A 6,389-nucleotide genomic window follows, 5' to 3' on the forward strand; every position below is an offset into this window, starting at 1 on the left:
TCCGGCATCACCCCGTGCTGGGCGCACCACGACGTCACCGTGGCCAGCAGCTGCGGATTGACCTTGCCCATGACCCGGTAGGAGCCCGGGGTCAGATCAGCCAGAAGACGCTGACCCGGACGCTGCGGTCGCTGGAGCACCACGGTCTGCTCACCCGCACCGTGGCGCCGACGGTCCCCGTCACCGTCACCTACGAGCTGACCGAACTCGGCCTCTCGCTCCACCACATGACGCGCGGGCTCAGAGCCTGGGCGCAGACCCACATGGCCGAGGTCCTCGCACACCGCGAGATCAGCGATGCCCACGCGTCCTGATCGGGGTCCACGGACGGGCCCGCGCTTCTGGTGGTGCACGGCCGGCGGTGGAACGCCAGGTCGGGTTCCCGCCGGTCTCCGGCGCTCGGGTCGGCCATGTTGCGCCGGCGCGCCCTCGACGACTTCGGCCGGCAGGTGGGTCGCGGTGATCGGCGTGCCGGACGCGCGGATGGGGCAGGTGGGCAAGGCGTTCGTGGTGCGGCACGGGCCGGTGGCCGAGGCGGAGCTGGTCGCGTGGAGCCGGGAACGCATGGCCCGGTTCAAGGTTCCACGGTTCGTGGAGTTCCGGGAGGAGTTGCCGATGAACGCCGTGGGCAAGGTGATGAAGGACCGACTGCGATGACCGTGGACGGGAACCAGGCCCCGGTTCCTCTTGGAGAACGGAGATCTCACGTGCCGACCAACCCCGTTGCAGCACCGGCGGTCGCGATGTCACTGACTCGGCTCGAACGGCTCGACGACGAGATCATCGCGCTCCTGGCCCGCCGGCGGGCGATGACCCAGGAGCTTCCGCCACCGGCCCGGGTCCGCGCCGGGGACCCTGCCTTCGCCGAGACCGTCCGTGGGATCACGGGGCGTTATCGCCAAGAGCTCGGCGGCGCCGGCGAACTCGTCGCCCGCGCGGTCATGGTGCTGTGCGATCCCAGCCGCGAGGACTGAAGAAAGGTTCCTGGGAACTCCGGCGGCACTCGACTGTCCCGGGCCCCTCATCACCGCCGACACCGGCAACGCCTATTTTCGGCCGGACTCTTTCCCGGTGGCTGGTTTTGATGCATGGTGTGCGGACAGCGCCCCGCTCTCGGGTGGAGCCACCCCCGGACCCTGCCGCCTCCCTGTCGCGGCGGGGCCCGCCGCACCTCCCGGCTCCCCACGGGAGGCTTCGCGGCTGCCAGCGCGCAGCGCGGGACTCATGCGTCAGGCCCCGGATGGAACCGCCACCGGCCTTCGGAGACGACGTCCACCTTGCCGTCCCGGACGCGAACTGCCGTCTCGTCGTCGATGAAGTAGAGCGGGAAGTCAGCCCGCGCGGCGATGCGATCGGCCCAGGCGTCGTCCCGCTCGGGGAAATCGGGCGAGTACAGGTGGGGCTTGAGATACCAGTCGAAGAGGCCGAACGGCGGCTCCACCGTCGTCGCGCCGAGCACATGGAGGTCCGCGGTGTCGCCGATGACGTCGGCGGAGTGTCCGGTGAGGTTACGGCTGAAGATCATCGATCCGGCGCTGACCCCCACGTAGACCCGGTTCTCCAGCGCCTCCAGGAAACCGTCGGCCAGGCCGTTGCCGGTGATGCTGCGGGCGAGGTGGTAGTGGCTGCCGCCCTCGACATAGACGACATCGGCGTGGTGCAGCCGGTCGAGCACCATCCGCCGGGGCAGGCCGTTCAGCTCCAGGACGTCGAACTCCCGCCAGCCGAGGCCGCGCAGCCGGTTCATGTCCTCGACGAACCAGCCGTGGTCCCCGGGTTCGGCGACCGACGCGGTGGGAACGAACACGACGTTCGCAGATCCGAACGGCTTTCCCAGCATGTCCCGCACCGCATCCCGCAGCGTCTCGTTGCGCAGGCCACTCGCCGTCAGCAGAAAGTTCATCGGGCGAGCCAAGCACGGCCGGCGGTCACGCGCAAACGGACCCGGGGTCCGTCCCTGCGCCGCTCAGTACGACCTGGCCAGTCCCCGGACATGCTGGGACACGTAGTTCAGCACCATCCCCTGGCTGAACGGGGCGAGCCGCAGCAACCGTGACTCGCGGGCGTACCCCATGTTGGCCTCGCGCACGCGTACCAGCGCCCGGCCGGATGACGTGCGGGACTTGCTGCCAGGAATCCTGGAGCTGACCGAGACGCCCTGGCGGTCGGAGTAGCGCGAGGCAGGGGCGCTGGTGCGGTCGCGGGCACCGCGCCCCGGCTGGTCCAGCTGTGACCCACCGGGGCGCGGGCGCCGGTCGCCCGTGACTCACCGGGGCGCGGACCCCCGTCGACCGTCACTCACCGGGGCGCGGACCCCGTCCGCCGTCACTCACCAGGGCAGCCGTCCGTCGACGTCGAAGTAGCCGCCGGTGGGTCCGTCCGGGCCGATCTGCGCCATCCGCACGACGATCTCGGCGCCCTGCTCGACGGTCTGCGTGCCCGTGTTGCCGTTCAGGTCCGTCTTGGTGAAGCCGGGTTCGACGGAGTTGATCCGCATGGCCGGGAACGCCTTCGCGAACTGCACGGTGAGCATGTTGACAGCCGTCTTGGAGGCCGGGTACGCGATGCCCGGGTAGAAGTGGGCGGGGTGGTCGGGGTCGGAGAGGGCCGTCAGCGAGGCCAGGCCGCTGCTCACGTTGACCACGACCGGCGCGGCCGAGCGCTGCAGCAGGGGCAGGAAGGCGTGCAGGACGCGCACGACACCGAAGACGTTCGTCTCGAAGGTGTTGCGCATCTGGTCGGCGGTGACGGTCTCGGCCGTGGGCACGCTGTTGTCCGGGGTCCTGCTCTCGATCCCGGCATTGTTGATCAGGACGTCGAGCCCGCCGTCGGCCGCGACGGTCCTGGCCGCGGCCGCCACGGAGGCGTCGTCGGTGACGTCGAGCTGGACGAACCGGGCGCCCAGCTCCGTGGCGGCCCGGCGTCCGCGCGCTGCGTCCCGGGCTCCCACGTACACGGTGTGACCTGCGGCGATGAGCTGGCGGGCGGTTTCGTACCCGATGCCCTTGTTGGCTCCGGTGATCAGTGTTGTCGTCATGTCCCCACCCTGCGCCCCGGCCGCCGGATCAGCCAGCAGACCCTTCTTCCTGGGACTGCCAGTACTACCGACGCACCTCTCGATCGAAGGCAGTCAGAGGCGTCGGCCTCCCACACTGCGCCTTGAGCGAATGGCGCTGACCTGTGCGGATCCTGGGCGGCGGCTCTGGCAGGCCTCTCGGTCGTCTCCGGTCGAGCCGCGATGGGGACGGGCAGCCGCTGAGGGTGGGCCCTGACTTGGGACCTGTCCTCGTTGAAGGTGACATCCCGGCACCAGTGCACGGTGTTTTCCACGGTCCGGTGTCCGCGTGCCCAGGAGGCGATCTCGGCTGCCTTCGCCGATCAACCACTCCAAGCCGGGGCGAGCCGGGCACACCCCGGGGGCCCTGGGCGGAAAAGGGTCAGGATGGGGACCACAGTGAGGTCAGTTGGTCCTTGAAGAACACGCTGGCCTCGAACGAGTCGGGGCTGGTGCTGGTGATCTTGTCAGAGAAACCGAAGGCAAGCCGCGGACCACTGAAGGTCCGCCAGACGGCTATGCCCTGGGGTTCACGTCCGGGCAAGGATGCGCCGGCCGTCGTAGGGAATTTCCAGCGGTACGGACTCGAGGGATCGTTCATGTCGATGCAGATGATGTACGAGGGCGGGGTGGAGTCGCCGCTCGAGGGCGGTCCGCCGAAGAGCAGGTAGGCGTATCGCCCGTATGCGGTGATGCCCTGGAACAGATCGCTGTCGTTCAGCCCGAGTTCGGCGTTGGTGGGAATCGCCCGCTCCAGCAGACGCTTGGAAATGACACCCGAGGACACCACCTCGGACAGGTCGAACAGCGCCAGACGCCAGGGGGTCGTCGTTCCCATGTACCGAACGAGCAGCCGGTTGTTGTAGGGATCGATCGCCGGACGAGGACAGTCGAGGAAGGTCGCGACGTCCATCGGGAACACCCCGAGATACTGCCCGCCGCGATTGAAGTAGTCGAGGTCGCCGCCGTCCTTGTACTTGAAGCGGGCGATCTTGTGACTGTTCGGCGGCTCAGGCGGCGTGGCATGGGGATTCGAGCTCTCCCAGTCGCCTGCCACCCAGATGTAGGGAGATCCGTCGGTGTCGGGCTCGACCCCGATGGACGAGCCGTGGTCGAACGAGTGAATTGCCATGGCTCCGAGCACATTGCCCGAGAGATCGGTTCTCGTCACCCACAGATCGCCGGTGTCACTGCCCACTTTGGTCTGCACGAAGTAGATGTGCCCGTAGACGTGATCGTAGGCGAACGACTGCATCGCCCAGTAAGGCTGGTGAAGCGTCTGCCGCAGGACGGGATTACCGCCGGTCCCGTCGAGTTTGAAATGCAGGGTCGGATCCACATCGGCGTTGGCCGTTCCCGCCGCCGACAGGGAGAGTCCGCCGGTCGCGGCGGCGACGGTCAACGCTGCGCTGCCGCGAAGGAATGCGCGCCGGTTCGTGTGGCGCTTGCCTCTCTCGTGGGTTATGTCGCTCAAATCATCACCCTCCAGGTCGCCTGACAGATTTTGATCAAACTAGCAGTCAGGTCGCTGTGAGAGGAGCGATGAGACTGAACTCGTCAGGGGCGCGGGGCCAGGACCCCGGAAGCGGGTGAACACGGCATCTGTGGGTCATGGAATTCTCAACGCTGCAAGATCGGGCTTGCGGGGTGCGTTACCGGATCTGGTGCCGGCGTGCGACGCCGCAGGAGCTTGCCGCGTTCGGCCTGCCTTGCCACCCGTTACCCGGCCGCTACCGAACCCCGAGTGCCGGAAACGACCGGGCAGGCCCACGCCGGCAGGATAGCCGTCATCGCATACCAGCTCCGCCGCGAGTTGCATCAGGCACGGGGGACACTCTCGTGACCATCAGGCATGGGACACCCCCGACGATCACCGATCCCGTCCCCGCACCGCCACCTTTCCCTGATGTCAAGTACCCGCAAAGCCATGTAATTTGCAATTTGAGGCCGCCCGATTTCAGTCTGCGAATGTTTTCGGCCCGCGATTCATGCGCGAGGTATTGACGCCGGCCTGGGGTTCCCTATGATCCGGTTGCTCGACACTTCGATCCTTGTTCGGTATAGCGAACACGCAAGTCTGCACCGCATCGACAGTCCGTACACCCCCCGTCGGGGCCAACCGGAACCGCTTGCTCGAAGATGACGAGGTCTCCATGCGCAGAAGACATTTCAGCCGCGGACATCTGTCCGTGGTACTCGCCGCCGCGGTTGCGGCCCTGGTCTCGCTGGCGGCGTTGCTCGTCGCCGGCCCCGCTCAGGCGGCCACCAGCGGCGCCTTACGCGGCGCCGGTTCCGCCCGGTGTCTCGATGTGCCGGGCGCCAGCCAGACCGACGGCACGCTCCTGCAGATCTGGGACTGCACGGGCGGGACCAACCAGCAGTGGACGTTGACGGACGGCAATCAGCTGACCGCTTTCGGCAACAAGTGCCTGGATGTCCCGGGCCACGCCACCACGGCTGGCACCAAGGTGCAGATCTGGGCCTGCAACGGCGGTACGAACCAGCAGTGGCGGGTGAACGCCGACGGCACGATCGTCGCCGTGGAGTCCGGGCTGTGCCTGGACGTCTCGGGCGGCGCCACGGCCAACGGCACGGCGGTGCAGCTGTGGAACTGCAACGGCGGCAGCAACCAGAAGTGGACCGGCCTTTCCGCGCCGTCCGGCTCATGTTCTCTTCCGTCGACGTACCGGTGGAGCTCGACGGGTCCGTTGGCGCAACCGGCGAACGGCTGGGTCTCGCTGAAGGACTTCACCACCGTGACGTACAACGGCAAGCACCTGGTCTACGGTTCGACCGTCAACCAGTCCGGGGCGTACGGCTCGATGGCCTTCGCTCCCTTCACGAACTGGTCGGACATGGCGACGGCCACCCAGACAGGGATGAACCAGGCCACGGTGGCGCCCCAGGTGTTCTACTTCGCACCCAAGAACATCTGGGTGCTGGTGTCCCAGTGGGGTCAGTGGCCCTTGTTCTACCGCACCTCCAGCGACCCCACCAACCCCAACGGCTGGTCCGCCCCGCAGGCGCTGTTCACCGGCAGCATCCCAGGCGCCGCCCCGATCGATCCGACCATGATCGGTGACGGCCAGAACATGTACCTGTTCTTCGCCGGTGACAACGGCAGCATCTACAAGGCGACCATGCCGATCGGGAACTTCCCGGCCAGCTTCGGCTCGTCGTACACCACGGTCATGAGCGACACGACGAAGAACCTGTTCGAGGCGCCGCAGGTCTACAAGGTCCAGGGGCAGAACCAGTACCTCATGATCGTCGAGGCTCGGGGTGCGACCGAGCAGCGTTTCTTCCGCTCGTTCACCGCCTCCAGCCTGAACGG

General features: G+C 67.6%; 7 protein-coding genes and 3 pseudogenes. 5 read left to right on the top strand and 5 right to left on the bottom strand.

Annotated features, from left to right (window positions below):
• The 3 genes and pseudogenes from ABZ646_RS37440 to ABZ646_RS37450 form a co-directional block, all read left to right on the top strand.
• On the top strand, positions 1–314 hold a 314-nt coding region (locus ABZ646_RS37440; protein ID WP_360529413.1), incomplete at its 5' end, for a helix-turn-helix domain-containing protein.
• 139 nt (positions 315–453) lie between these two features.
• Positions 454–657: pseudogene (locus ABZ646_RS37445) on the top strand (fatty acid--CoA ligase); the annotation flags it as partial.
• A 50-nt stretch (positions 658–707) separates the two neighbouring features.
• The gene (locus tag ABZ646_RS37450) at positions 708–974 is read left to right on the top strand and encodes a hypothetical protein (protein ID WP_360529416.1); all 267 of its coding nucleotides are present in this window, start codon (positions 708–710) and stop codon (positions 972–974) included.
• 248 nt (positions 975–1,222) lie between these two features.
• On the opposite strand, the gene ABZ646_RS37455 is transcribed toward ABZ646_RS37450, so the two are convergent.
• The 5 genes and pseudogenes from ABZ646_RS37455 to ABZ646_RS37475 all read right to left on the bottom strand — a co-directional run bounded on the left by ABZ646_RS37455 (position 1,223) and on the right by ABZ646_RS37475 (position 4,529).
• Positions 1,223–1,903: a peptidase E gene (locus tag ABZ646_RS37455; protein WP_360529419.1), complete on the bottom strand. Its 681-nt coding sequence runs from the start codon at positions 1,901–1,903 to the stop codon at positions 1,223–1,225.
• A 63-nt stretch (positions 1,904–1,966) separates the two neighbouring features.
• Positions 1,967–2,089, bottom strand: a complete 123-nt coding sequence (locus tag ABZ646_RS37460; protein WP_360529422.1) for a hypothetical protein — start codon at positions 2,087–2,089, stop codon at positions 1,967–1,969.
• A gap of 240 nt (positions 2,090–2,329) precedes the next feature.
• Positions 2,330–3,037, bottom strand: a complete 708-nt coding sequence (locus ABZ646_RS37465) for an SDR family NAD(P)-dependent oxidoreductase (protein ID WP_360529425.1) — start codon at positions 3,035–3,037, stop codon at positions 2,330–2,332.
• 224 nt (positions 3,038–3,261) lie between these two features.
• A pseudogene (locus tag ABZ646_RS37470) lies at positions 3,262–3,375 on the bottom strand (ISAs1 family transposase); the annotation flags it as partial.
• Positions 3,376–3,437: 62 nt separating this feature from the next.
• Positions 3,438–4,529: a twin-arginine translocation signal domain-containing protein gene (locus tag ABZ646_RS37475; RefSeq protein WP_360529428.1), complete on the bottom strand. Its 1,092-nt coding sequence runs from the start codon at positions 4,527–4,529 to the stop codon at positions 3,438–3,440.
• 137 nt (positions 4,530–4,666) lie between these two features.
• Between ABZ646_RS37475 and ABZ646_RS37480 the strand changes: the two are divergent.
• Positions 4,667–4,801: pseudogene (locus ABZ646_RS37480) on the top strand (ISAs1 family transposase); the annotation flags it as partial.
• 407 nt (positions 4,802–5,208) lie between these two features.
• The coding region (locus ABZ646_RS37485; RefSeq protein ID WP_360529431.1) for a non-reducing end alpha-L-arabinofuranosidase family hydrolase at positions 5,209–6,389 on the top strand (1,181 nt) is incomplete at its 3' end.

The organism is Streptomyces sp. NPDC007162 (assembly GCF_040634175.1).
Taxonomy (GTDB): Bacteria; Actinomycetota; Actinomycetes; order Streptomycetales; family Streptomycetaceae; genus Streptomyces.

Coding starts and splice junctions, on each gene's coding strand:
- ABZ646_RS37455 (WP_360529419.1), bottom strand. CDS start 1,903: ATGAACTTTCTGCTGACGGCGAGTGGCCTGCGCAACGAGACGCTGCGG.
- ABZ646_RS37465 (WP_360529425.1), bottom strand. CDS start 3,037: ATGACGACAACACTGATCACCGGAGCCAACAAGGGCATCGGGTACGAA.